The following is a 3,166-nucleotide window of genomic DNA, read 5'->3' as shown; positions in this document are numbered from 1 at the left end:
TTTTTGTTATCGTTTTGAGAGATATTTGAGGTCGTTTGATAGGTTTGGCGATGACCTACTCTCCCACAGCTTAAGCAGCAGTACCATCGGCGCAACGGTGCTTAACGACCGGGTTCGGAATGGGACCGGGTGTTTCACTCGCGCTATGATCACCAAACCGATCAAACGGCCTCGTGTCCAAGTCAGTATACTGTGTGTTTGTGTATGACTTATTTGGTACCAGTCTTTCTTTTACTGGATCAAATCAAGCCTATCGGACCATTAGTACCGGTCAACTGAATGCATTGCTGCACTTACATCTCCGGCCTATCGACGAGGTGGTCTACCTCGGTCCTCAGGGATACCTTGTTTTGAGGGGGGCTTCCCGCTTAGATGCCTTCAGCGGTTATCCTGTCCGATCATAGCTACCCTGCACTGCTGCTGGCGCAACAACAGGTCCACCAGTGGATCGTTCACCCCGGTCCTCTCGTACTAGGGGCAACTCCTCTCAAGTATCCTACACCCACGGCAGATAGGGACCGAACTGTCTCACGACGTTCTAAACCCAGCTCACGTACCTCTTTAAACGGCGAACAGCCGTACCCTTGGGACCTGCTCCAGCCCCAGGATGAGATGAGCCGACATCGAGGTGCCAAACACTGCCGTCGATATGGACTCTTGGGCAGTATCAGCCTGTTATCCCCGGCGTACCTTTTATCCGTTGAGCGATGGCCCTTCCACTCGGGACCACCGGATCACTATGGCCGTCTTTCGACTCTGCTCGACTTGTCAGTCTCGCAGTCAGGCTGGCTTCTGCCATTGCACTCAACGAGCGATTTCCGACCGCTCTGAGCCAACCTTCGCGCGCCTCCGTTACGCTTTAGGAGGCGACCGCCCCAGTCAAACTACCCGCCACACAGGGTCCCGGATCCGGATAACGGACCGCGGTTAGACATCAAGCAATGCAAGGGTGGTATCTCAAGGGAGGCTCCACCGACACTGGCGTGTCGGTTTCAAAGCCCACCACCTATCCTGCACATGCATGGCCTGATGCCAGTGTGAAGCTGTAGTAAAGGTGCACGGGGTCTTTCCGTCTAACCGCGGGAAGCCTGCATCTTGACAGGCAATTCAATTTCGCTGAGTCGATGTTGGAGACAGCGGGGAAGTCGTTACGCCATTCGTGCAGGTCGGAACTTACCCGACAAGGAATTTCGCTACCTTAGGACCGTTATAGTTACGGCCGCCGTTTACCTGGGCTTCAATTCGGAGCTCTCACCCCTCCTTTTAACCTTCAGGCACCGGGCAGGCGTCAGACCCTATACGTCGTCTTACGACTTCGCAGAGCCCTGTGTTTTTAGTAAACAGTCGCCACCCCCTGGTTTGTGCCCCCAGCCAATACTTGCGTAGAAACTGGGCCTCCTTCTCGCGAACTTACGGAGGTATTTTGCCGAGTTCCTTCAACATCGTTCTCTCAAGCGCCTTGGTATGCTCTACCAGTCCACCTGTGTTGGTTTAGGGTACGGTCTCATGGAGGGCTATTTCCAGGAACCAATCAGCGGCCCGCCCAATCCGATAAGGGCGAACAACCTTCATGATCCGTCACATCCTCCTGGCCTAGGAATATTAACCTAGTTCCCATCGCCTACGGCTTTCGCCCTCGGCTTAGGGGCCGGCTTACCCTGCTCAGATTAGCTTTAAGCAGGAACCCTTGGACTTTCGGCGAGAGTGTCTCTCACACTCTTTGTCGCTACTCATGTCATCATTCTCACTAGTGATCTCTCCACCGGATGGCTCACGCCCCGGCTTCATCGAAAGCTCCATATCCTGCGCTATATCCCGGAGGATATAGAAGAGGATTGGAACTATGTCACACTACGCTCTGCTACCATGCACTATGTGCATCCTAGACTTCGGCTCATGGCTTGAGCCCCGTTACATCTTCGCCGCAGGACAACTTATTTAGACCAGTGAGCTGTTACGCTATCTTTAAAGGATGGCTGCTTCTAAGCCAACCTCCTGGTTGTTTTGGTCGTCCCACCTGCTTTCCCACTTAGCCATGAATTAGGGGCCTTAGTCGTAGGTCAGGGTTGTTTCCCTCTCCACTACGGACGTTAGCATCCGCAGTGTGTCTGCCATCTAGTACTCCCGGGTATTCGGAGTTTGGTTAGGATCAGTAAGCCTGTGGGGCCCCATTACCCATCCAGTGCTCTACCCCCCGGGGTATTCAGATGACGCTCTACCTAAATAGATTTCGCAGAGAACCAGCTATCTCCGAGTTTGATTGGCCTTTCACCCCTAGGCACAGCTCATCCCGATCTTTTTCAACAGATGTGGGTTCGGTCCTCCAGTGCGTGTTACCGCACCTTCAACCTGGCCATGCCTAGATCACTCGGTTTCGGGTCTGATCCATCTAACTCATGCGCCCTATTAAGACTCGCTTTCGCTGCGCCTACACCTAACGGCTTAAGCTTGCTAGATAGACCAAGTCGATGACCCATTATACAAAAGGTACGCTGTCAGCCCTCAAGGGGCCTCCAACTGATTGTAGGCGTTCGGTTTCAGGTACTGTTTCACTCCCCTCGTCGGGGTGCTTTTCACCTTTCCCTCACGGTACTGGTTCGCTATCGGTCAGTAAGGAGTACTTAGCCTTCGAAGGTGGTCCTCCGATCTTCAGACAGGATTTCACGTGTCCCGCCCTACTTAATACATCCTTCAGAGCTTCGAATACGGGGCTGTCACCCACTATGGCCCGTCTTCCCAAACGGTTCTTCTCACTCATCAGGCTTGGCTGGTCCGCGTTCGCTCGCCACTACTAGCGGAGTATCAATTGATTTCCTTTCCTCCGGGTACTTAGATGTTTCAGTTCCCCGGGTTTGCTCTTAAGACCCTATGTATTCAGGTCAAAAGTACCTGGTTAAGAACATTATAAATTACCGAGGTAATTATAATGAACTTTCAGGTGGGTTCCCCCATTCAGAGATCCATGGATCAAAGCTTATTCTCAGCTCCCCATAGCTTATCGCAGAGTATCACGTCTTTCATCGCCTCTTACTGCCAAGGCATCCACCAAACGCCCTTCTCGCGCTTGATTTGATCCAGAAAGAGAAAGACTTGCGTCTCTCGTGATCGCAAAAGCTGGCATGCTCGCAATCCTGTTTCTGAACCAAAAGTCATACTTTTCCCGCTC

2 rRNA genes are annotated in these 3,166 nt (G+C 52.5%); both read right to left on the bottom strand.

The features are described from left to right. Positions 1–42 precede the first annotated feature (42 nt). Positions 43–157, bottom strand: a 5S ribosomal RNA gene (gene rrf, locus J7413_RS20350). Positions 158–240: 83 nt separating this feature from the next. Next, positions 241–3,070: ribosomal RNA gene (locus tag J7413_RS20345) — 23S ribosomal RNA — on the bottom strand. Positions 3,071–3,166 lie beyond the last annotated feature (96 nt).

It is taken from the genome of Shimia sp. R10_1 (assembly GCF_017744095.1).
Lineage (GTDB): Bacteria > Pseudomonadota > Alphaproteobacteria > Rhodobacterales > Rhodobacteraceae > Shimia.
Note: the sequence above shows the minus strand (reverse complement) of the source record. Positions and strands in the feature narration are given on the sequence as shown.